Raw genomic sequence first — 21,964 nt, forward strand, 5'->3', positions numbered from 1 at the left:
GACATGATCCTCCGCTTCGTCGTCGACCTGACCGTGCCCTTCTCGAACAATCAAGCAGAAAGGGACGTCAGGCCGGTCAAGGTCCAGCAACGCACCTCCGGTGGTTGCTGGCGGACCCTGGCCGGCCTCGTCGACTTCGCGGTCGTGCAGTCCTACCTGTCGACCGCGACCAAGTGGGGCCTCGACACCCTCGACGTTCTCGAACGACTCTTCACGACCGGCCCCTGGCTNCCGCCCGCCGCTGAACCCGGCTGACGCGGCCAGCCTGCCATACCGTCAAACGACGAACCCCGTGCGCATCGCGCACGGGGCGCTCCGCCTGCCCTGACGCCGATAAGCGCCAAGCGCACCGCCTACCACCCGAGCTGAACAGCTACCACGACTCTGAGCACCGTGGATTCGCGCAAGCATCTTGACGCCGACCACCGGCTGCCGTTCGGGAAAGCGAATGATGCCAACGACTACAACCGCAACATTCAGATTGCCGATCTGAACGCACTCAACGCCGCGCTGGCTGTGATCAAGTGGAAGAAGCTGGCCGGCTTCTACCTGGACCTGGAACGCGAGCACTACAGCGCTTATGCTGTGAACGGCAATACCTTGATCAATGAGGACCTGGGGTGACCAGGCTGGACGCAGTCCGGCATGAGTTCGTGGAGTGTATACCTGAGACCCTGATTCAGGGTGTTGTCTACGTGTCAATAGCCTATGCCACTGTGGCCCATAGTTGCTGCTGTGGATGCGGAAACGTGGCTTACACACCGCTGGCGCCTGGCCGGTGGGCGTTGACTTTCGATGGAAGATCGATCTCTTTGGACCCGTCGATCGGCAACTGGAGTTTCCCATGCCAGTCGCACTACTGGATAGAGCGCAACCGCGTCCACTGGCACGCGGCGTGGACGGCGGAGAAAATCCAGAAAGGCCGAGCGCGGACATTGCAAATGATCAACAAAGACATTGAACGAACCGATGGTGCGAAAAGCGCTACAACCGCAGTCCAAACGAGGTGGCGCGGCTGGTTTGCGCGGCTTCGCCGCCGGTTCAAGTAGGTCGCGCCCTCCTCCAGAAAGCATGCTTGCGGCGTCGATCGACGCCGCGACGGGCCAACGGAGGCGTAAGGTCTCAGATGTGAATAGTTTGGCGTCTGTATCGGTGATTTTTGGATCGCAGTAAACTCTCGCATAGATGCGAGACGGAGAGATGTAGGTGTGCAGTGGGCGAAGAGAAGGACGCCGTCGTTGCAGTCGAGACTGTCCTAGCGGCTGCAACAGTGGGCAGTGTGAAAGTAAGACTCCGAAGCTACTTTTCCTCGCACTACCTATACTCGGCGCAGTTCTTCAGCAGTGAGGCCGGCCGGATCGAGGTGGCAGCGAGAGAAAGAGGCGAATCGCCGCTGTTCGACCCACGCCATCGGGCCTTCGTTATCAGTTCTATTACCGCGTCCTGTGCGTTTCTGGAGGCGATGGTTAACGAGTTGCTGGAGGACATCGCGGACGGTTTCGCAGACGGAGTCTTCAGCGACTATGTTTCACCCCTCCCCGACAACACCAAGCGTGTTATTGCGGTGTTCTGGCGAAAAGAGAAGGCTGGCCGAGTCGAGACGGTACTTGAGAAGTCGGACGTCCTGACGAAGCTCGATATGATTCTGGCCACGGCTGGCTTGCCGCGGATCGACACCAGTCGGCGTCCCTGGCAAGAGGTCGACCTTGTCATCAAGATCCGGAACGCACTGACGCACTACAAACCTCAGTCGCTCGGAGACGATGACGTACATTATCTAACTAAGAAGCTGCAAGGTGGTGATCGATTCCAACTTAACCCGCTTGTGTCGTCGGGAAACCCGTACTTTCCGGACAAGGCGCTTGGGCATGGCTGTGCTGACTGGGCTTGGCGTTCCTGTAAGCAGTTGGCGGACGAGTTTAGTGACGCGCTCGGGATAATGCCGAACTACCGGCGAGCTGTGTTGTCGCCTGAAAGCCTGTCTCCTGATGCCTCGCGACTGTTGCCGTAGTGGTTACGTTAGCCGTCCGGCGAGATAGTGCGGCGCTGATTGAGCGGGCGGGATGGCGCTGGGAGATCATCCTGCGAAGCTTTGTCGGCCTTCGATGTGCAGTCCGCGCATTCTCAGAAGGGCGCGAACTGGCTCCGATCGAGTCAGAAGTGGGCCAACTCCCGGTCCAGGACCCAGCCGAACGCCACCCCGCTCTTCGGGAAGACCCATCCGTCGTAGCGGACGCCGACGGATGGCGAGCTGGTGCCCTTCGGGCCGCGGGTGATCCGTGTTGGCTGTGCTCCAGCGATGAAATCCAGGACGTTGACGTGCCGGATGCCGCAGTCTGCGTAGGTGAAGTCGATGTCGACACCCTTGCAGGGCGCGCCAAAGTCAAGGTAGAGCACGTGCCCGTGCTGCTGGACGAGGACGCGGTAGGTGTAGGCGATTTCGACCTCGTGGTCGGTGCCAGTCTGGGCGTCCAGCGTGACCGTAAAGGACTGGCCGCCGGAGCGCTTGCTCCGGCGGGTCGGCCGCGGCCGACCGTCGACGGTGAAGTCCAGTAGCTCGAAGACTCCGGGAGAGGCAGCGTCCAAGCCGGCGACGGGTTCGAAGTACCACGCCACCGCGTTCGTGGGATCGAGCAGCAGCTCCCGGTACTCGTCCGGGCTGGAGGTGCAAGCGAAACGGCGGGTGGTCTCGGCCAGCTCGGCGCGGTACTCCCGGCGGATCGTGGCCACGAACATGCTGCCGTGACCGGAGACCGGTCCCTTGTCCCACGGCGACAGGCTGACCGAGACGCGCATGTCGTGCCGCCGCTCGGTGGCGGTAGTGACCTGGTGCCGAAGATCGGCGTAGAGGTCGTCGGCCATGGCTTGGTCGCCGAGCTGGATGGCCAAGGTGTTGCGGACCACCCGGTCCAGCGTCTCCGGCGACGCTACGGCGGTCAGAGCGTCCGGCGCGAAGGCGAAACCGTCGATCACGGCATCGCGGATAGCTGGAGCCTCTTCCTTGAGCACCTTGCGAAGGCGTTCGTTGGCCCGTTCGTCGGCGTCGGCCTCGCTGATGTAGTTGAAGGCCACCACAATCAGGCCGCTACCGAAGAGGGTCGAGCCGATCTCGGAGAGCGGCAGCCACATCAGCCACGGGACGGCTGCGGAGAGGTCCGCCTGCCGGCTCGCGATCAGGAAGGCTGCGCCCAACCCCGTGAGGATCACGGCGAGCAAGGTGAGCTTCGTGCGGTAGAGACGTTGGAGCGGCGTCATAGGTTCAAGATCAGTTTATCATGAGTTGATCTTGTCCGCGTATGCAAACGGCACGGCGCTCCTGTCCGCTGGACTCGGAGCGCCGTGCCGCCGCGTGACGTAGGAACTCGGCTCAGCCGCCCGTACCCCCGCCGCCGCCTCCGTCACCACCGCTGCGAAGCGTCATCGGTCNCCNCCTCCCTGGGACTCGCGTCATCGACGGCNGGGCCGGCAACTCTGGCGGCCCCGCCAATCCCGGCTGACGCCGGGACGAGACTCAGGCTAGATGCAAAGTCATGGGACGTATATGCATGGGACGTATGCGCTCTGGATGCAGACACGCTAGACGTATGGGCTTGGGGTCGTCATGGCGACCCCACCACTCTCAACGGCTGCGCAGACGTTCGGCGAACGGGTGCGTGCCCAGCGGCACGAGCTGGGCCTGAGCCAGGAGCAACTGGCCGACGAGTGCGGCTTGCACTGGACGTTCGTTGGCCAGGTGGAGCGGGGCCGGCGGAACATCAGCTTGCACAACATCCTCAAGTTGGCTGACGCGCTGAAGATCGATCCTGCGGAGTTGGTGCGTGGGTTGCAGGCGCCATCCAACGAGTAGACCCTCTTCGTGGTGGCGATCACGGCCCGGCGCTGGTCTCGCTTCGGGGTAGCGGCGGTATCTGCTGCAGAACGCCTATCATCTCTGCGGCCAGGCGGGCGTATTCCTGGGCGGAGGCGGTGGTCAATTGCACGAGCTGAGGTGCGTGGACTATCTCGTTCCGAAGGCGCCCAAGACCCTTAATAGCGTCGGCTGCTTCTCGATTGATAGCGCCAGCTTCCTGTAGGAGCTGGACACTGCCGAGGGGTGATCGTCGTCTACCTGACTGAACATTCGTCCGCTCTAGGGCTGCGACGATTTCCCGTTCAACAGCAGTCCATGCCAAAGGTATGGCGGCAGCCGGCGAAACTGCAGCTACCGCGTTGACTTCAGTCACGAGATCGGAAATCTCGTCCCCGACTTCCGGACTTGTGTCAGGTCTGGCCGCCTGCGCCTGCTCGTCAATCTCTGACAGCTCTTGCCGAAAGGCGAGTTCAAGATCCTTGTACTTTAGATTGGACAGCCTCGGCAGCAGCCTGAGAAGGGGTCGACGGACCACCAGCGCGATGACGCAGACAGCCATCGGCCAAGCCAATGACGAGATGACTGCCGCAACGAACTGTAAGGCGCTCACGCCGGTACCCCCGATTCACGCGAGCCCTCTTCCATCGGCGTCGCGCTGCTTGGGAGATCATAGGCGGCCGTGGAGCCCACCCTGCCAGCAGGGCCGTCCAGTGCGGCCGTCTACATACCGTCCGTCATCCACTCGGCCACGGTCCGGATCNCGAACGCCTGCCACTCCTGGCTCTGCGGCTGGAGATACCGAGGATCGTCGTGCACGGCGAAGCCGTGCTGGGAGCCTTCGACCTCCACCAGGCGGGTCTTGGCGGCGAACTTTTCCAGGGCTGCGCGCGTCGACTCGATGGGCACCAGCGTGTCCTTCGTGCCGTGTACGAGCAGCGTAGGCGCGACGATCTCCCCGATGGCCTCGTCGGGCCGCAACCAGAAGACCTCGTTGAGCATCGGCCGGCCGTGCTTGAGCGTCGGCGTGAAGGTGATCGCGCCCTGCTCGTCCAGCGTCCGGGCGGCCTCGTCGTCGATGTGGTCGTCGTGCCAGTACGGCCGGCTGTCGATCGTGCGCCACTTGTAGTTGAACTGCGGGTTGAGCAGCACCAGCCGGGACACGTCCTCCGGTCGTTTGGCGGCNTAGTAGCCGCAGATGCCACCGCCGAAGCTCGCGCCGAGCAGGCTGACGTGGTCAACGTCCGTGGCGTCCCGCGCCTCGGCCAGGGCCACCCGGATGTCGTTGAGGATCGACGACAGCGTCAGCTCCTCCTGCCGCCCCTCGCTCTCCCCGTGGCCGCGGAGATCGAAGCGCAGCGATGCCACACCGGCCTCGGCCAGCCCCGCGGCCAGCCGAGTGAAGAAGCCGCCCTCCTCGCGGGTGACGCCGCCACCGTGGACGAGGACCGCGGCGCGTTCGGGAGCCACGTCCGGCGTCGCCAACGTGGCCGTCAGGTGCAACCCGTCCAGCGTGCGGAGCGAGATCACGGTCTCGTGCACGGGCATGGCACNCCTTCTGGCGTTACGGGCGTCGGCCACGGCCATCCTCTGGCGAACGGTCAGCCTTGGCCAGAGCTACAGCCTGGCAGCTATGACCGGAACCGATCACCGGGCGGGAGGTTCCAGTCCAGCGCCCGCAAGCCGTCGGCGACCCGTTGCAGCACGGCCAAATCGTCGAAGACCTCGATGGGCGCCGGTGGGTCGGCGGGCGCTCGCCGGCGAGGTAGTTCGGGAGCAGGCGAAGCGGTCGCCGTAACCATCGTCAAGGCGAAGCTGCACCACACGACCTTGCCGCCGGTGGCCGGACGATAGAAGGCCCAGCGGGTGCTCAAGGTCGACACCAGGAGAAGACCGCGTCCGCCTTCGGCGTCGAGGGCCGGTTCTCGATGGATGGGCGCGGAAGCGTCGGCGTCCCAGACTTCGATGATCAGGTCTGCGTCGGTGCGTGTCACGCGGGTGGCGATGACCGGCACCCGGCCAGCCGAAGCACGGCAGGCGTTCGTCACCAGCTCGGACGCGAGAAGGGTTGCCGTCTCGACCAGGTCCGCCAGGTTCCACGCTTGCAAGACCGCNGCGACATGCCGGCGAGCGAGGCCCGGCGCGGCGTGATCCGCCTCGAACTGCCGCACCATATGCACCGGCACCGCGGCGGCCGTCTCCCGGTCGGCCGCGGCCATCGCGCCGTTCACGTACGCGGACCGATGGAATGGGCGTCCGAGGCTTCCACCACGAGCACCGCGCCGCCAGCGTTGCCGATCTCCACCTCGATGGCCTTGCGGACCTGCGGGGAGGTGGAGAGGTGCTCCGCCGTGACGACCAGGACGCCGCTTCCCGGGGGGCGCTGGAGCCGCGCCAGCAGCTCGGTCAGGCCGGGGCGCATGATGCGGGCCGGCGGCATGTGCCGGTCCACGTACACGTCGGCCAGCTTCAAGCCCTCGGCTACGGCATGGGCTACGAGGAGATCGTGGAAGCGATCTTCTTCGGCTTCATCGTCATCTTCCAGTCGGATGTAACCGAACACGGTGGCGGACATACGTCCCCTCCATCCCGTCGAGGTGGCGACGTCCCGGACCGAGGAGTCGGCTCGACCCAGTCCGGGACGCCTCCGGCAACGGTGACCGCGGAGAGGGAGTGGGGCTATGCACCCGAGGTATGGGCAGCACGCGGACCAGGTGTGCGCGGTTCGGCAGCAGAACGACGACGCTCAGCGAGCGTCGAGAGTTCCCAAGCCCGCCCAGTCCGCCATCCCGGCTGTGATCAAGGACTTGACCTTGGCCTGGCCCTCCACGCGCACGACATCGGTGAAGCATGCGCACTCTGTCAGGGGGCTGTTCCGCGCCACGCACACCACGATGCCCGTCACCTGGAGCCCCCGGGCAGTGGCGATCAAGTTCTCACCGACCGCCGGCAGTGGCAGCCGCTTCACCAGCTCGGCCGCGAACTGCCGCTCGACGGAGGACCGATTTAGTAGCTCAAGCGTCCGGTCGGTGACCTCAACCAGCCCTTCACGGAGTCGGTCTTGCGCCTCCAGGATGGTCCGCGCCAGCTTGGCAAGGGCGCTACACCGGCGTCCTGACCAGTGACGAGTAAGCCGTTGCCACGTCTGGTCACTGACGTACTCGGTCGCGCGGCCGATGATGAGTTCCCGAAGATTGGGATCGGCGATCAGGCTGCCGAATGACTCCGCGGCGGAGCGTACCCGCAGCTCCTCAGCGTTCGGAGGCGGCGGCGCTGAACGGCCTGGCGCTGATGACGTGGTTCTTGGACCCGCTGGTGTGCGTGCCGTGCTGCGACGCGCACTGATCTGAACGAACGACCCCGACGGGTGATGCCGACAGTGCTGGCCGGCCTCCTTGACGGGATTTCTGCAACTCGTGCCGCGCCGGGTAGTCCCCCCGCACCTGAACCGGACCATGCAATGAGCGTCCGATCTGCCGCGCTACGTAAGCAATAGCCGAGTTGGCCATCCATTGTCTAAGCGAAGTAGTGCACCGCGACCTTCGGATTCGGCCCGTATGCGCTGTTGACCTGGAGTCGCCCACGAGGCTCACCCAGGTAGCAGGACGTGCGCTGCCTGTTACGCCAGCATCGCTTCGCGNANCTCNCGCGNCCCCGGCCGCGACCGCCACGGCGTCAAGCTCTGCGCCACGTCCGCCAGGATGGCCGAGGTGCGTCCGGAGTTGGTGGCACGCGCGATCTGCAAGGCATCGAGGGCGACGGAGGCAGCCTCGTCCGGGTGCCCGCTCAGCGCCAGCGCCGCTGCCCGCCGGGCGCTGAACAGCGCGGTGTCCCGCCGCGACAGCGCATCTCTGGCCAGTATGTCGGCGAAGATCCCAGCGGCCTGGTCGGGCACGCCAGCTTCGGTGTAGACCGCCGCATCCCGCAACTGGAGTGTGACGGAACTGAGACGGGACGCGGGAGCCTCGACCTCAGCATCAAGGGTCTGTCGAGCAATATCCAGCTTTCGCTCGATGACCGACAGCGCCCCTCCGTGCGTGGCCAGCGCCAGCGCTTCCTGCTGTACTTGCTCAGCCCGAAGCGCCGGCGGTGCGGTGGGACAGACCCGGCCCGCGGCCTCAGCCAGGTTCAACATGCGGGCCAGCTCGCGGCTGTCGTAGGCCATCTGCGACTTCTTGACCAGTACATACGCCTGCATCGGGACGTCTTGGGCTTCCTGCGCCCACTCCATCGCCCGGTCGTACCAGTAGCTGGCTGAGCCAGGGTCATGGAGGTCTCGATAGAGCCAGCCGGCGAACTCGGCGCCGTCCGCCCCGACCGCCAGCAGCTGACGACGGACGCCTGGTTGCACATCGCGGGCGTGCTGCTGAATGGCCCCAAGGACGCCGAGCACCAGCGGTAAGACGCGCAGCGGTCCCAGCTGACCGTCGTCGGTCTTGCACTGCTCGAACTGTCGGGCGAAGAAGCCGACCACCGAACCGTCCAGGTAGCGGCGGGCGTCCTCCAGGGCGGCGGCCATGTGTTGCAGCTCGTCCAAACCGGCGAACGGCAGCACGCGCACGGCCTGCCGTCCAACGGACGTGGCTTCAATCTTCCTCGTTCTGGAGGCCGCCACGTCGCCAAGCACGGCGTCGAGGCCATGCGCGGAAGCGGCTTCGGCATCGACCGGCAGCATGACCTCCCGGCCGGCCAGCAGAACGGGCAGCAAGACCGAAGGGCGATCGTCGGCGGCTGAGCGGGTCCGCGGCTCGCCGGGCAGGTCGAACCACAGCAACTCGGCCGGGATACCGAGGATCTGGCTGTAGCGGATCAGCTTGGTGAGCTCTTCGGGCGCCCGGCCGTTCTCGATGCGGCTGAGCTGGGCCTGGGTCATGCCGAGCCAGGTGCCGACCAGCTCCTGGGACAACGTTTGGCCGTGGAACGGATGCGTCCGGTAGGCGAAGAGCACCCGGCCCATGTGCCAGGTCGCCAGGGCATCCCTCATCTTGTCGAGCTGCCAGAAGTCCGGCGGCACGGTGGGCGGCCGGGTCTGAGCCTCCAAGTTGGCGCTCTGGCAGGGGCTGCACAGCTTCCGCGGGTTGTCGCCCGCCAGCCGGTGCCCGCAGCGCGAGCAGTGCCGGGGCTCGGTCATCGCTGGACGGCCTCCCGTTCCACGCGCGCGTTCACGACCAAGGTCAACCTACGACGCTAACACCCGCTGTAGCAGGGTCTATGCGCCGCGCGTATGTCGGTCACCTTTTGTCGGCGTGGTGCCAAACGCAGCTCGCGCTGACGCTGGGGACCGTTCCGCCGAAGCGGCGGCACTCCCCGTGCGAAAGGGGTTCGTCCGTGCCCCTCACCTTGGCTGTCTCCGTCTTCGGCCCGCCGGCCGCCGGCAAGACCACGCTCACCGTGGCGCTCGGCGCGCACCCCGGCGGGGCCGTCTTCCGTCTCCGCGAGCACGTGCCGCAGACCATCCTGGCGGCCACGGCGACCAGCGCCGAACGCCTGGGCTGGATCGACGACTTCACCGTGGTGACGGCGCTGCGTGGTTACCTCGACGCCACGGTCCGGGCCGGCGAGGCGCACACGCTGTTCTTCGACAACTTCCCCGGCAACGGCACCCAGGTGCGGCTGTTCCTACTCGCCCTGCGCCAGCACGCGCCGGAGTGTGTGGTTCGCGCCGTGGAGCTGGCGGCCGATACCACCACCTTGTACCGCCGGGCCACCCGGCGGCGGGTGTGTCACAGCTGCGAACGCGATCCGATCCGTGATCCCCGGCTGCCAGCCGAAGCCCGTGCCGACGACGCCCACGCCTGCGCCCGCTGCGGCGGCGTCCTGCACCCCCGCCGGGGCGATGCCCCGCGGCTGCTACGCGCCCGGCTCAACCGCTACCGCCAGACCGCCGATGGCATCCGCGGTGCCTTCCAGGAAGCCGGCGTGCCGGTCTTCCAGCTCAACGCTGCTAGCGGCGCCAGCCAGATCTTCGAGGACATCACCGCCCTACTGACGAGCAGGAGCACTCCGTGACGACCGTCCACCTTGATCCGCCACGCCTGCGGAGGGATGACGACTACGGCCACGCCCGGATGCCGCGCCGGGCCAGCCTGCCCGCCCCCGATCGGATCGAGCGCATCGCCTACGGCCGCTTCCGCAACGTGTACCTGTACATCACCGAGGCGTGCCAGCTCCGGTGCGAGCACTGCTACATGGGCGAACGGCTGGACCGGGCGCTCAAGCTGACCTTGCCGCAGATCCGGGACACCCTCGCCACGTGGCGCCGGATGGGCGGCAGCAAGCTGACCATCCTCGGCGGCGAGCCGACACTGCACCCCAATTACGTGGACGCCATCCGGCTCGGCCGGCAGCTCGGCTACGAGGACGTCATCACGACGACCAACGCCCAGAAGCCGGCGGCCCGCAAGTTCCGCCAGCTCGAACCGGAGGACTTCGCCTACGTCCAGGTCAGCCTCGACGGCGGCAGCGCCGAGACCCACGACCGGGTACGCGGTGCGGACACCTTCGCCACTGCGCTGGAGACGACGGCCGAGCTGACCGGCCGTGGCTTCGACACCCGGATCATCTGCACCGTCAACCAGGCCAACAAGCCCGACGCCCTGAAGTTGCTGGACATCGCCGACGAGATCGGCGTGTCCCTGGTGAAGTTCCACGTCTTCTCGACCATCGGCGTGGGGCACGGCAACGCCGACATGGCCATCGGACCCGCGGAGTGGGTGACGTTTTGCGACGACCTGAACGGAATTGCGCCGGCCTACCGGACGCGGGTCTGGTACCAGCCGACGTATGCCCGCCGCGACCAGATGGCCCGCTACGCCGCCGAGGGCTACCAGGGCTGCATCGGGCGGACGCTGGACCGGATCTCGATCTTTCCCGACGGCAGGTGCTACGTCTGCTCCTACCTGTTCGACACCGACCTGTACTTCGCCCGGATGCAGGACGGGCAGGTGGTGCTCAACCGCGGTGACAACGAGTTCGATCTCTTCACCCGGCCGCTGGTCACGAGCGCCTGTGGCGGCTGCAAGGCATCAGCCTGCCAGGGCGGCTGCCCGGCCGAGGAGATCGTCATGGGCGGCTCGTCCTGCGCTGCCGAGCCGGACATCGTGCCGGTGTGCCGGCTGTGGAAGTCCAGCGCCAAGCCCGAGGACTGAGGAGAAGATTCAGATGGAACATGTCATCGAGCCACTGCGCGGGCTGGACTGGAACGACATCGACGCCGTAGAGCACGCCACCCGCAAGGCGCTCACCCAGTTCGCCGACGACCCGGATCTGATCCGGGTCGCGCTCCTCGAACTACCGAACCGGCCGGAGCTGCTGGCCTTGTGCGAGCACTACGACATCCTGGACAAGATCGTGCTGTACCAGGATGACGCCGGCATCCGGGTGCGGCTGCATGTCTTCCTGCCCGGCTACTTCGACCGGCCGCACAACCACCGCTGGTCGTACGCCAGCCGCATCGTGCGCGGGGAGTACCGGCACTACCTCTTCGGCGACCTCGACGTGGACGCCGAACCGGAGCCGGGCTCCCTGACTGCGCTCCAAGTCCGGCAGGAGCAGATCGGCGACACCTACGCCCTGCACCACAGCATGGTGCACGCCGTAGTGGCCGAGCCATACACGGTGTCCCTGGTCATCCGCGGGCCGGCCGTGAAGGAGCGCTTCCTGGTCATGGACCGGGGGACCGGCGAGCGCTGGTGGCAGTACGGGGCCGAGCAGGAGACGGCCGGCGACGCGGCCCGTAAGCGGATGACCAGGGAACGGCTGGACGAGCTGACGGGGTTGCTGCGGGAGTGGGATCTCTTCTAGCGGACGGCCGCCGGTAGCTGATCCAGCGATTCACCGCACGCCAGCAGTTCCGTGAGATGCGGCAGCGGTTCGTGGTGGGCTCGCGCACACCGGAGCCCACCACTGGCCGAGGCCAGGGCCAAGCTGTCCCGCATCGGCCAGCCGTGGAGCAGGCCGTAGAGCAGCCCACCGGAGAACGCCGCGCCCGCGCAGTGGGTGTGGCGCACCGTGACCGGGACGGCCGGCACGGAAACAGTGACATCCGCCCCCACCGCGCACGCCCCGGCCGCCCCGGCGGTGACTACCACCCACGAAGCTCCGGTCTGGCCCAGCAGGGTGGCGGCTACGGCCGGGGCAGTTTCGTGCGCGTCGTCGTCGACGTTGGTCTGGATGATCAGATCCGGGCAGTCCCGGAGGACGGACGCCACCATCGGTGTGAGGACCGACCCTCCGAGGTTGACCAGCAGTGGCACGCTGGGCGTCCGCGCGGCCTGGATGGCCCGGATCGCGGCCGGTTCGATTACCTTGTAGCAGTCGACGTAGGCGTAGGAGGCCCTGGCCAGCGGTGCAAGGTCGACCGCGGTCAGGGCCTCGGCGACTCCTTGTAGGTACGGGAACCAGGTGCGCGTGCCGTCCTCGTCCGCCACGATCACGATCTGCGGCGTCGCCAGGCCGGGCACCGTCTCGACGGTGGTCAGCACACGGCCCCGGTGGAGCCAGGCTCTGACCTGGTCGCCCGGCGCATCGTCACCGATGTTGTTGCTGATCACGAGCGCTGGGATGTCGAGCGCGGCCAGGACGGCGGCGACCATCGGGCCATCGGCAGCGATGGAGGCTTCAGACCGCTGCACCTCGGCCCCGTGGTTGGCCTGCGGGAAGCGCTCGACGTTCCACAGTGACGCGGCGGCCAGGTAGCTGAAGCAAACCACCGGGCCGGAATCGGTGGCCACGGCTACCAGCCGTAGGTCGAGAAGGGCTGACCGGCGGCGATGTGCTCCAGGGCGGTGCGGCAGTAGGCGATCAGGTGGGTGGGCAGCTCGTCCAGCGGGAACCAGGCCAGCTCGCTGCACTTGTCGGGCTCGCGGTTGTCCGGCTCGCCGTCCCATTTGCGCACGGCGAAGAAGAAGGCCGCCCGGCCGCCGCTCGACGAATTGTGCATGACGTGCGCGAACTCGACGGCTTCCGGCTCGATGGTCACGCCGATTTCTTCCTTGGCCTCGCGGACGAGGGCCGCGATCACCGACTCACCCGCTTCGAGGTGGCCGGACGGGAGGTGGTAGGCGCCGTCTTCGTAGCCGGTGTTCTGGCGGCGGCCGAAGAGCACTTGATCGCCGTCCAGCAGGAGAAGATGGACGTCAGCGGTGAGCTGGTGACGGTGAGAGGCGGTCATGTGCCGGACCGTAGTGAGCTATGTGGAGCATGTCCATACGTTTGAGGTATAGACCTATCCAGCGAGCGCCCTCTGTGGTTGACGGAGAGAAGCCACGCCGTCATTCAGACGTTACTCTGCACTCGTCCCGAGCCAGCAGCTATTCTCGGAGGAGAAAATATGGCGGCACTCNGCCTACCTTCTCCGCAACGGTCATCTTGTCAGGACGGCTGATCAGCGATGCCGCTTCCTGCGCTCTGGATCGTATTTCCTCCGCTCGCCTGTCAGGTACATCTCCGAGAATAGCGCAAGCCAAGGCGGAACATAGTACATCGGCATGCCAGAAACGGCTGACCTCGACAAAATCTTCTGCGAGAGAAAGCGCCCATTCTGCAAGCTGCGCAAACCGAGCGGGCTTTGCAGTGCCGGCATGTACTGCGATTATGACTTTCAACTGAGTGGCCATACAGACCGTAGTTCCGACCTTATAGCCAGAGTCTCTACAACGGCTACCCAGATCGGTGAGCATCCTGTTCGCCTGCTTGTTGTCGACCAGCGCAGTCATCACCGCCCGAGCAAACTCCACCTCAAGAAGAGGCAGAGAACTGCCAGTCTTTGCGAACTTCAGCATCAGGTCCTGATAAAGGGCCAGGAGTTGGTCGATGTTGCCGCCGCTCGGAGCACCACGCAACATCCGTTCCGACTGTATCCGCAGGCCGGTTTGGGTAATACGTCGACTCAAGAACGCATCCACAATGCCGGACTTGCCAAGTTCAAAGACCTCTGATAGAAGTGCATAGATCCGTTCATTTGCAGAATTCAAATCGCCTCGGCGAAGGTCGAGATCCGCAAGGCGACGCCCCGCTTCAAGCGCATACAGGCCGAATTCAGCCTTCTCGCTAGCCAGCAGTTTGTAGAATTCCGAACTCTGCATGTAGCAGGCTTCGGCCTCCTTCCACTCGCATCGTTGAAAATGGAACACGCCAAGGGCATAGCTGTGCTGGGCGGGAGTAAGAGGCATTTCAGTTGCCAAGGGATGGTCGATGTGCCAGCGAGCATCCTCGATCACGTCGGTCGTGTAAGCCTCGGTTAGCGGCCTGAGATCGCTCGATAGAAGCGCCTCGTACACATACGCATCAGGTCGACGCGCACGCACCGTATTGAGAACATCTCCGACCTCATCAAGGATTCCGAGTTCGAGTGCTTCAGTCTCAAGGGCCGTGAAGCGCCGGGACCAGGGTTCAGATAGGACCGACCGGGCGCCATTGACGGCCTCCGCTGACATCTCTTCGCGCTGCCTTCCACGGCGGAGAAAAAGTGCCGGCACTTGGCATAGCGGATCTGTCTCGTCCCCTTGCGAGAAGGCAATGCCAGTTCTGACCGCCGAGCCGCGAGCCGAAATATCGAAGCTCGCGAGCATGTACTCGACTTCTTGCGGCCAGGAGGAAGGAATCGGTGCACCGCCCATCCAAGATGACAAATTAAGTCGATGTGATGCTACTCTATAGGCTTGCACGGCGACGGCAGCCAGTGCGTCGCCTCGGATCGAGGCAACGAGTTCACGTGTCAGACTGTGTATATGGAGGAATGGTAGCGCGTTTGGGTGTACTAGGTTCCAGCGTTCGATGATTCGCAGGCCTTTGCTAAGGATTGCCTCATCTTCGAGATTTAGCTCTTTGCTGATTTGGCCTTCGACCACGTCCGATGGCGGCCACGATAGACGCAGAGCTTCCTGGACAGAGCGCACGGGGTACGCAAGGATCACCAGGTCGAGTGCAAGAAGCACATACTGCGGCTGGCGCTTCAGGGCGTCGACAATCATGCGGTAGATCGCTGTGATCGTCGTATCCTCGTCGTCGCCGTAGCTCTCTAGCACGACCGCTACATTCTCGCGCAGACTTTCAAGGAAGGCTGTGAGATCACCATTGTAAGGAGCGTTTATCAGACAGGCGCATCCGTGCACTATCGCGAGCGGCCTGAAGTCTAGCGCCTCAGCAAGATATTTTTTACCATCCTCCTGCAACCCTTGACTGTGCAGGGAAACTAGCTGAACAGCCTCATCGTTCGCCATATTCATGACTTCGATTGGCGCGATGTTTACCACTTTGCTGTCGAGATTCTTTCGACTGGTAATAATTATCCGTGACCGCACTCCCGGCGGCACGAATCTCTCCAGTTCAGTACGAGAGTCTATGTTGTCGAGTACAACGACCGGTGGCGGTGTTTCACTGGTGACGAGTTTTCTGAAGGTTACAACTAGCTCACTTACGCCGACATCCGAAACCGCAAATCCGTGACGATCAAGCATCTCGCGGAATGAATCTTCGACTGGCCCCTTACCCCCTTCTTGAAAGGGTATGACCGGAATCCAGTCGTGCGCCGCAAACCGAAGGAAACTCCGAGTCAGGTGGAGCGCCAGTGTGGTTTTTCCGGTACCCGCCTCACCGTGAATCAGAACCAGACGCTCTCCAGAGGAAAGCACCTCAGAAAACCTCTTCTCAAGATCCGGTCGCGAAACATATTCCGGATCTTCGGCAAGTACGAAATGCCGATCGGAGATTTCCATCCGCTGCAGGATGGCCGCCAGCCTGTCACGGAGATCTTCAATTGCGCGCTGAACGGTTTTCTCTGATAGGAGGGGCTCGCCGCAACCCGTCCGGATCTCCTGGAACGTTTCGCTGTACGACTTGTTGCTATCTGCAAATATTTCTGCACCGAGCTCACGCCAGGTGAATTTGTCCTGAAGGCGTGCCATGGGAGCAGCCTCAAGCTGAGCGACTGCTTGATCAATAAGGACCCGCAGCGCGCGTCCCGGGTTCTGTGTAAAAAGGCCAGGATCGCGGCTATCGAGGNTACGACGCAGCATCGGGATCGCAAGCGGCGGACTTTGGAAGTGCCGCGTGAAAGTGTGTGGGATCGAGCGTCGCGCTACTTCGTTGAGTTCGTCCGCGAGCTGGTCTTTATCTGACTTCACCGACCCATGATGGCCTACATCCGTACCGAAGGCAAACGGCTGTCTACGGCTGACCGATCTGGATGCCGTTGGGAGTCAACCTCGCACCGTCAGGTAGCCGAGAGAAGGACCCCGAGGCTTCCGATTCAAGGTCGGCAGCCTGTTCCGCGTTTCCGCGTTCCCTAATCTCTGCTGCCGCGAACATAGCGGAATCACCGGAAATCCCAGCGCTCGGCGTGCCGCCCACGTAGGCGATGAGTTTTCTCGCGAACGGGTAGTCAAATTCGGCCAGCCCTACGGCGCAATCCACGGCAGTCGTCCGTTGATGACCGTTACCGCTGTTTGCCCAGCGGCAAATAAGTTCTTTTCCACGCGACGGTTCACGCTCCGCAAGTTGAACCACAGCGCCCACCAGAACGGCGGTAAGTCTGTCAGCGGCCGCTTCGCCTTCCGGGCTCATCTCATATCCTGCCCAGCCCAATGCTTCGGCGAGCACCGTAACCTCGGTATCGGTCATGCTATCGAGGTCAAATAGTTGGCGCTCAGAACCCGACTCGCGCTCGGGCAACGGCGCGAAGAATTCGGGCTGTGGTGGCAATTCGGTCATTTCTTTACTGATTTAAACACGGCGGGTTGCTGCGGTCAATGATCTTTCAAATTATGGAGCTTCGAGTTGCCGGACACCCCTTGTCCGGCAACTTGTCCAGTAACCATCTTTCCCGGACATGCGGCTGATCCATAGCTTCCTCTCGTCTGCTGGGAAATGGGTCCCGGCGTCGAGAAAGGGAGTGACATGAGCGGAAGCAGTCTCGTTCCGCGCGGTGGAGGCGGTACACCGATTCCCCGCGAAACAGCCAAGGCCCTGGTGCGGCTCAACGGCGCGGTCGTGCACGAGCAGGCCGTGCTGCGTGCGGTGTCCAGCGTCACCGAGGCGGCGATGTCGGAGGCGGCCTACCTGATGCGGGTGCGCGGTCAGCTGGAGGCGGCTGCGCCGGACGCGAAGGAGGCCCTGGACCTCATCGCGAACACGACCAACATGAACCTCGCCCGCATCGTGCACCGCTTCGGCTCGGAGGTGAGCTGAGTGGCCGCGCTGATCGTGATTCTCGTGGTCCTGGCGGTCATGGGCGCCTGCGGCATCGCGTACGCCTGGAAGACGGCGCGGGAGGCCGGGATGCCCTGGCTTCGTGCCCGTCACATCCAGGACACCGCGCAGGCGGCCATGAACGACATCCGGGAGGAGACGCGGCGTGCGGAGGAGCGCATGCGGCGGGCCGCCTTCTTCCACGCCCGCAACCAGGGNGGCAGGTGGGGTCAGTGATCACGCAGATCACCCTGATCGCCCTCGGCGCAGTTCTGCTCCTCCTGGTGTGCGTCGTGTTCGTCCAGTGCCTCTGGATCAGTCGGCTGGACAGGGAAAACACGATTCGCGTGGCGCAGAAGGAGCTTGAGCGCCGACGGGCACGAGCCTCGGAGACGCCGCGTGACTCTGACGAGCGGAGCCACCCCGATGACTGACCTCATCTTGGTTGTGCTGATCTTCGTGGCCTTCTGGGCGGGCCGGCTCTACCAGTGGGTTCGGGATGCCCGGTCGACCATGGGCACTCCGTCCCGCAAGCGCTCGAAGGGCAAGCAGTGAGCACGCGCCGGCTCCACGACGAGGTGGTGGTCCGCGTGCCGCTGGAGGCGCTGCGGTCGGAGACCATTTCGGTCCTGACCGACTCGTACCAGACCCTCTTCATGAGCTGCTACGGCGAAGAGAAGGCCCGCCGGAAGGCCGCGGCCGTCCGGCTGGGCGAGGCACTGGCCAATGTGGACATCCTGCCGCTGATGGCCGAGAACCACGAGGATTATCGGCCGGCGTAGGCCGGCTCCCTCGCCGATTCCCCATTCACTAATCCCTGTCCCACCTGGCGGCAGGCTGGCGATAGCCATGCCTGCCGCCAGGTGAAAGGAGTTTTCGGTCTGGGGCGACGAAGTCGACAGCGACGTGACGCTGTAGGCGGTACCGCATTTCCAACCGGGAGAGAAAGGACTCTACGTAGATGGATTGGGACTCGCCGGTGGTGAAAGCCATCGTGGCGTTCACCGTGCTCTGCATCGCCCTACGGGTCGCCTACGAGGCAATCCAGCCGCTGGTCATCCCGGGCGCCATCGCGGCGGCCGTGGGAGCCGTGGTGTGGCTCGTGCTGCGGCGCCGATAGACGGCCAGGCGCCGGCAGCGNGTTTTNCACAGTTTCAGCAGGGGNCGTCGTGGGCGTCATCTATTTCTTCCTTGACAATGCGATCTTGTCGCGCGCATAAGGAGAAGTGGGGGGGTGTCGCCCATCATGGCCGGTCGGACTTCCGGATCGTTTGCGGCGCGTATGCCGTTCGCGCGACGCCAACAAGAGGTGCAACTACAAGGAGGTCTATGGTAAAAGGCGACAAGATCCGGGTACGTGGGAAGCCCCGGAAGGACATCGATGTAGAACTATTTATCCAGGCGCTTCTGCTGGCGTGCCGGGATATCGAGGAACAAGAAGGGGACGAGGTACGCNCCCCGCCCCCGCCAGCGACCGGCCAGAGTGCCGACGGCCCGGCGATCTAACCGCCGAACCGATTCTCCTGGCGGATGTATTCCTTTCTACTCTTCAGAGGAGCGTCATTACAAGCATGGACAGGACCGAACCCAAAACGGGGTCGGATTCTGTGGGCAGCGCCACGCCGTTCACCGGACGGACGGCTGTGGCGGTGCGGCACGGCATCACGGGCGTGGTCTTCGTCATCGCCGTCCTGGCGTTCGCCTTTGGCTTCGGCAGCGGCTGGTCGCTCGGCCTCCAGTTGGGCGTCCCCGGCTGGACGGCACCCTTGGTGGCCCCGGCCGTCGATCTGTCGGTCATGGCGCTGCTGGCCGCGGTGCAGTATCTGCGGGCCAACGGCGCACCGGGACGATTGGTCGGTCCCCGGCTCCTGCTCGTGCTCTGCGGCCTCATGACCTTCGCCCTCAACACCACCAAGCCGCTGCTGGACGGTGCTTGGGGACGGGCAGCCTTCGACGCTATAGCCCCCGGCCTGCTCATCGGATGGAGCGAGGTCGCGCCGCGCCTCTTGGCGCTGCTACACCAGCCGGCCGTCCCGGACGGTCCATCTCCCGCCGTCCCGGCCATCCGGGACGATGACGGGACGACCGAGGCCGAGGTCCCGGACCGGCCGCGTCCGCAGACGGTCCTGGCTCCCGCCCTTGTGCGCCGGGCGCGCCAGGCCGATGCCGCGCACCGCAAGGCCACCGGGCGGCCGATTACCCGCGATGCCCTGCGCGAGGAGCTACGGATCTCCAATGCCGTAGCCGGACAACTGGTCCGGACCATCCGGGCCGAGCGCCGGAACCAGTAGGCGGACGTTGCGGAATTCGCTACGGATCTACCAGAGGTACAAATACCGGGCGGCCTATTTCGCGCTTGACAGCCCGCTTTTGCGGCGAGCATAAGGAGAAATAGGGTCCGTCGCCACACTGCCGGCCAGCATCAAGGCCGCCCTCGGCAGGTTTGCCGCCCGCGACACCTGAAATCCAACCAGTTAGTAAAGGAAACGTATGACAGGACAAGAAACAGTCCGGGTGCGCCGTGCACCCAGGGCCAGCATTGCTATTGGTTCCGGCGCCCGGATGCCGAACCAGGCGGCCCGGTTCATGGTCGGGACGGCCAGCGGCCGAAGCGAGACGGAGGCCCGCCCGTGATCCCGGCCATCGTCGTGGCGGCCAGCACCCTCTTGGTGCTCGGGACCATCATCGGGATGCGGGCGCTCGACGCCCGGCGCTGGCGGACGTCCCTGGTGGCCTACCGCTTGACCATCCCGTTCGACCTCAAGCCCGACGACGTAGCTCAGTGGCTGGCGCTGGTTGCCGCAGCAACCCAAGCGCCGCGCTGGTCGCTGCTGGTTCTGCCGCCGCTGGGCCTAGAGATCGTGGCCACCCAGCAGGGGATCACGCACTACGTGCTGCTGCCGAAGGCTGCCGAGGCCCGTCTGCTGAACACGATCCGGGCGGGCTTGCCCAGCGCCAGGCTGGAAGCCGCCCCGGAGTTCCTGGACCGCCAGCTGCGTTGCCGGATTGCCGGCGAACTGACCATGACCTCCCGCCGCCGGCCGCTGTCGCGCGATCGAGCCGAGAGCATCACGGCCAGCCACCTGTCGTCGCTTCAGCCGCTGCGTTCGGGCGAGGAAGTACGGGTGCAGTGGGCGCTGACCAGCGCCGGGAACAGCGCTCCGGTGCACAGCGCCTCGGCCCGTGCCGGCGACGGCTGGTGGAGTACCTACCTCGTGGAGGGCACGGTGCCGGCCAATGCCGAAGCTGTACGCGCCCAGCGCACCAAGGAAGCCGATCCGCTGCTGCACGCCGTAGCCCGGGTTGGAGTCGTGGCGGCCGATCACCGGCGGGCCAAGACCTTGCTGGCGCGTACCTGGTCGACGCTGCACGGGCCGAACGCCCCGGGCGTCAGCATGGTGCGCCGCTGGCTGCCGGCCGACATCGTGGCCCGGCGGATGGAACGGCGGGCGCTGCCGTTGACCCGCTGGCCGCTGCTACTCAGCAGTGTCGAACTACCGAGCCTGGTCGGTTTTCTGCTGGGTTCGGTGTCGCTGCCGGGCATGCCGCAGGGCGGTAGCCGCCTCCTGGCTCCGTCACCGGGGATGCCCCGCACCGGCACGATACTGGCGCAGAGCAACTACGGCAGCGAGGCCGTACCCCTGGCGATGCGGACGCCGGACCGGCTGCGCCACCTCTACCTCTTGGGGCCGACCGGCGTCGGGAAGTCCACCCTGATCGACAACGTGGCGCTCCAGGATGCCGCCGCCGGCCTCGCCGTCCTGCTGATCGACCCCAAGGGCGACCTGGTGGACGACTTCCTGGCCCGCGTGCCGGAGGAACGGGCGGACGACGTCGTAGTGCTCGACCCATCGGCCACCGCCCGGCCGGTGGGCTTCAACCTCTTCGGGGGCCTGCGCACGGAGCAGGACAAGGAACTGGCCGTAGACAACGTGGTGCACATCATGGCCGAGCTGTGGCGCAGCTCGTTCGGCCCGCGGACCACGGACGTCTTGCGCAGCTCCCTGTTGACATTGACGCACACCACGGCCGCGGACGGCTCAGCCTTCACCCTGGCCGAGGTCCCAGAATTGCTAATGAATCCGACATTTCGCCGCTCCGTGACCAACCAGCCGAGTGTGCCGGCCGGGGTCCGACCCTTCTGGCACGCCTACGAGGAGATGAGCGACGTCCAGCGCTTGCAGGTCATCGGGCCAGCCATGAACAAGCTGCGGGCCATCCTGACCCGTTCGCCGTTGCGCCTCATGCTGGGGCAGAGCCAGGGCTTCGACCTCACCGAACTGTTCACCAAACGCCGCATCGTGCTGGCCCCGCTGTACAAGGGCGTCATCGGCACCGACACGGCGCAGTTGCTCGGCGCGCTGTTGGTGGCCCTCTTCTGGCAGCGCACCCTGGCACGGGCCGCCGTGCCCGCCGAGCAGCGGCGGCCGGTCATGGTCCACGTAGATGAATTCCAGGATGTCCTGCGGCTGCCACTGGACATCGCCGACATGCTGGCTCAGGCCCGCGGCCTCGGTGTCGGGCTGACGCTGGCGAACCAGCAGCTCGGCCAGCTCTCGGACGCCATCAAGTCGGCGGTACTGGGGACGGTGCGCTCGTCGGTCGTCTTCCAACTCGACTACGACGACGCCCAGAAGATGGCCCAACGGTTCGCGCCCCTGACCCGGGACGACCTCATGGGCCTGAGCGCGTACGAGGTGGCGCTCCGGCTCAACATCAACAACACCACGTATCGGCCGGTGACCGGGAAGACGTTGCCGCTACCGGATGCACTGCGTGACGGCCGGGACTTGGCCGAAGCCAGCCGCCAGCGCTTCGGCACGGCCCGCGAGGACGTCGAAGCGGCTTTGCGCGCCCGTGTCGGCCGCCCGGACGAGACCGGCACCGGCGGGACCATCGGCCGCCGTCGGCGAGGGGGCACAGCATGAC

25 protein-coding genes are annotated in these 21,964 nt (G+C 65.1%); 15 read left to right on the top strand and 10 right to left on the bottom strand.

Features of this window, described 5'->3' with window-relative positions; all coding sequences use genetic code 11:
• The 4 genes from ALLO2_RS07970 to ALLO2_RS25460 form a co-directional block, all read left to right on the top strand.
• On the top strand, window positions 1-255 hold a 255-nt coding region (locus tag ALLO2_RS07970), incomplete at its 5' end, for a transposase (protein ID WP_157493309.1).
• 138 nt (window positions 256-393) lie between these two features.
• Window positions 394-624: a hypothetical protein gene (locus tag ALLO2_RS07975; RefSeq protein ID WP_023841042.1), complete on the top strand. Its 231-nt coding sequence runs from the start codon at window positions 394-396 to the stop codon at window positions 622-624.
• Window positions 625-716: 92 nt separating this feature from the next.
• Complete coding sequence (locus ALLO2_RS28085; RefSeq protein ID WP_349256632.1) at window positions 717-1,049, top strand: DUF6527 family protein; 333 nt, start codon at window positions 717-719, stop codon at window positions 1,047-1,049.
• A 164-nt stretch (window positions 1,050-1,213) separates the two neighbouring features.
• Entirely contained in the window at window positions 1,214-2,011 is a 798-nt protein-coding gene (locus ALLO2_RS25460) for a hypothetical protein (protein WP_011435339.1), read from the top strand.
• Between the two features lie 143 nt (window positions 2,012-2,154).
• On the opposite strand, the gene ALLO2_RS07980 is transcribed toward ALLO2_RS25460, so the two are convergent.
• Window positions 2,155-3,255 (bottom strand): hypothetical protein, encoded by a 1,101-nt coding sequence (locus ALLO2_RS07980; RefSeq protein WP_011435340.1) that lies wholly within the window; start codon window positions 3,253-3,255, stop codon window positions 2,155-2,157.
• A 346-nt stretch (window positions 3,256-3,601) separates the two neighbouring features.
• On the opposite strand from ALLO2_RS07980, the gene ALLO2_RS07985 reads away from it, so the two are divergent.
• On the top strand, window positions 3,602-3,847 hold the full coding sequence (locus ALLO2_RS07985) for a helix-turn-helix domain-containing protein (RefSeq protein WP_011435341.1): 246 nt from the start codon (window positions 3,602-3,604) through the stop codon (window positions 3,845-3,847).
• A 19-nt stretch (window positions 3,848-3,866) separates the two neighbouring features.
• On the opposite strand, the gene ALLO2_RS25465 is transcribed toward ALLO2_RS07985, so the two are convergent.
• The 6 genes from ALLO2_RS25465 to ALLO2_RS08010 form a co-directional block, all read right to left on the bottom strand.
• Complete coding sequence (locus ALLO2_RS25465; protein WP_011435342.1) at window positions 3,867-4,460, bottom strand: hypothetical protein; 594 nt, start codon at window positions 4,458-4,460, stop codon at window positions 3,867-3,869.
• A 110-nt stretch (window positions 4,461-4,570) separates the two neighbouring features.
• Complete coding sequence (locus ALLO2_RS07990) at window positions 4,571-5,395, bottom strand: alpha/beta hydrolase (RefSeq protein ID WP_035730995.1); 825 nt, start codon at window positions 5,393-5,395, stop codon at window positions 4,571-4,573.
• A gap of 83 nt (window positions 5,396-5,478) precedes the next feature.
• A complete protein-coding gene (locus ALLO2_RS07995; protein WP_023841041.1) occupies window positions 5,479-6,078 on the bottom strand; it encodes an ATP-binding protein in 600 nt (199 codons plus the stop codon).
• Window positions 6,075-6,422, bottom strand: coding sequence for a recombinase family protein (locus ALLO2_RS08000; RefSeq protein ID WP_011435345.1), 348 nt, complete (start codon window positions 6,420-6,422; stop codon window positions 6,075-6,077). Before ALLO2_RS08000 ends, ALLO2_RS07995 begins: the two co-directional genes overlap by 4 nt.
• Window positions 6,423-6,593: 171 nt before the next feature.
• Window positions 6,594-6,815 (bottom strand): hypothetical protein, encoded by a 222-nt coding sequence (locus ALLO2_RS08005; protein WP_035730910.1) that lies wholly within the window; start codon window positions 6,813-6,815, stop codon window positions 6,594-6,596.
• A 651-nt stretch (window positions 6,816-7,466) separates the two neighbouring features.
• On the bottom strand, window positions 7,467-8,978 hold the full coding sequence (locus ALLO2_RS08010) for a helix-turn-helix transcriptional regulator (RefSeq protein ID WP_051874994.1): 1,512 nt from the start codon (window positions 8,976-8,978) through the stop codon (window positions 7,467-7,469).
• 197 nt (window positions 8,979-9,175) lie between these two features.
• On the opposite strand from ALLO2_RS08010, the gene ALLO2_RS08015 reads away from it, so the two are divergent.
• From ALLO2_RS08015 to ALLO2_RS08025, 3 genes are read left to right on the top strand one after another with little or no spacing between them, the layout of a single operon-like run.
• Window positions 9,176-9,856, top strand: coding sequence for a hypothetical protein (locus ALLO2_RS08015; protein ID WP_035730912.1), 681 nt, complete (start codon window positions 9,176-9,178; stop codon window positions 9,854-9,856).
• Window positions 9,853-10,995 (top strand): radical SAM protein, encoded by a 1,143-nt coding sequence (locus ALLO2_RS08020; protein WP_011435349.1) that lies wholly within the window; start codon window positions 9,853-9,855, stop codon window positions 10,993-10,995. The genes ALLO2_RS08015 and ALLO2_RS08020 overlap by 4 nt, the downstream gene beginning before the upstream one ends.
• A 13-nt stretch (window positions 10,996-11,008) precedes the next feature.
• Window positions 11,009-11,650, top strand: a complete 642-nt coding sequence (locus ALLO2_RS08025; protein ID WP_011435350.1) for a hypothetical protein — start codon at window positions 11,009-11,011, stop codon at window positions 11,648-11,650.
• Here ALLO2_RS08025 and ALLO2_RS23190 read toward each other — a convergent pair.
• From ALLO2_RS23190 to ALLO2_RS25475, 3 genes are all read right to left on the bottom strand, one after another.
• On the bottom strand, window positions 11,647-12,579 hold the full coding sequence (locus ALLO2_RS23190; protein ID WP_011435351.1) for a PfkB family carbohydrate kinase: 933 nt from the start codon (window positions 12,577-12,579) through the stop codon (window positions 11,647-11,649). The two genes, ALLO2_RS08025 and ALLO2_RS23190, sit on opposite strands and share 4 nt — an antisense overlap.
• Window positions 12,580-12,581: 2 nt before the next feature.
• Window positions 12,582-13,019: an NUDIX domain-containing protein gene (locus tag ALLO2_RS08035; protein ID WP_011435352.1), complete on the bottom strand. Its 438-nt coding sequence runs from the start codon at window positions 13,017-13,019 to the stop codon at window positions 12,582-12,584.
• Window positions 13,020-16,015: 2,996 nt separating this feature from the next.
• Window positions 16,016-16,558, bottom strand: coding sequence for a hypothetical protein (locus ALLO2_RS25475; RefSeq protein WP_131728909.1), 543 nt, complete (start codon window positions 16,556-16,558; stop codon window positions 16,016-16,018).
• Between the two features lie 186 nt (window positions 16,559-16,744).
• On the opposite strand from ALLO2_RS25475, the gene ALLO2_RS08045 reads away from it, so the two are divergent.
• From ALLO2_RS08045 to ALLO2_RS08070, 7 genes are all read left to right on the top strand, one after another.
• On the top strand, window positions 16,745-17,035 hold the full coding sequence (locus ALLO2_RS08045; protein WP_011435354.1) for a hypothetical protein: 291 nt from the start codon (window positions 16,745-16,747) through the stop codon (window positions 17,033-17,035).
• Between the two features lie 233 nt (window positions 17,036-17,268).
• Window positions 17,269-17,469 (top strand): hypothetical protein, encoded by a 201-nt coding sequence (locus tag ALLO2_RS08055; protein ID WP_023841038.1) that lies wholly within the window; start codon window positions 17,269-17,271, stop codon window positions 17,467-17,469.
• On the top strand, window positions 17,462-17,590 hold the full coding sequence (locus tag ALLO2_RS27775) for a hypothetical protein (protein ID WP_023841037.1): 129 nt from the start codon (window positions 17,462-17,464) through the stop codon (window positions 17,588-17,590). The genes ALLO2_RS08055 and ALLO2_RS27775 overlap by 8 nt, the downstream gene beginning before the upstream one ends.
• Entirely contained in the window at window positions 17,587-17,817 is a 231-nt protein-coding gene (locus tag ALLO2_RS08060) for a hypothetical protein (protein WP_011435356.1), read from the top strand. The genes ALLO2_RS27775 and ALLO2_RS08060 overlap by 4 nt, the downstream gene beginning before the upstream one ends.
• A 179-nt stretch (window positions 17,818-17,996) precedes the next feature.
• Window positions 17,997-18,155: a hypothetical protein gene (locus ALLO2_RS25480; RefSeq protein ID WP_023841036.1), complete on the top strand. Its 159-nt coding sequence runs from the start codon at window positions 17,997-17,999 to the stop codon at window positions 18,153-18,155.
• A 451-nt stretch (window positions 18,156-18,606) separates the two neighbouring features.
• Complete coding sequence (locus ALLO2_RS08065) at window positions 18,607-19,326, top strand: hypothetical protein (protein ID WP_023841034.1); 720 nt, start codon at window positions 18,607-18,609, stop codon at window positions 19,324-19,326.
• A gap of 339 nt (window positions 19,327-19,665) precedes the next feature.
• The gene (locus ALLO2_RS08070) at window positions 19,666-21,963 is read left to right on the top strand and encodes a type IV secretory system conjugative DNA transfer family protein (RefSeq protein ID WP_011435358.1); all 2,298 of its coding nucleotides are present in this window, start codon (window positions 19,666-19,668) and stop codon (window positions 21,961-21,963) included.
• Window position 21,964: the final 1 nt, after the last annotated feature.

The organism is Frankia sp. Allo2 (assembly GCF_000733325.1).
Classification (GTDB): Bacteria; Actinomycetota; Actinomycetes; order Frankiales; family Frankiaceae; genus Frankia; species Frankia casuarinae.